The sequence below is a fragment of the Pseudomaricurvus sp. ABR4_320 genome (assembly GCF_056159445.1).
In genome coordinates, this window is record NZ_JBSWVF010000124.1 from 1 (window position 1) to 277 (window position 277).

A 277-nucleotide genomic window follows, 5' to 3' on the forward strand; every position below is an offset into this window, starting at 1 on the left:
CCGGACGGATCTGCAGCTGATTCTGGATGGCATTGAAGTGCAGAAATCCCGGCAATTCAAGCGTTATCAGCGACCGATATGATGCATCCGGTGATATAATCCTTCCCATGCAAAAGACCACTCAACCTTCATCAAAGGCCGACGACAGCACTCAAACATCGCGTGACGAAGTCACCGCGTTGCGCGAGGAAAATGCGGCTTTGAAGCAGAGAGTGGCGTGGTTTGAGCGACAGCTGTTTGGCCAAAAATCCGAAAAGCGGCCCGTTGATAATCCCCA

At 52.0% G+C, this 277-nt stretch carries 1 pseudogene; it reads left to right on the plus strand.

Going from position 1 to position 277, the window contains the following annotated elements:
- Positions 1 to 167 precede the first annotated feature (167 nt).
- Positions 168 to 277 (plus strand): annotated as a pseudogene (locus ACXAFR_RS27665) (IS66 family transposase); the annotation flags it as partial.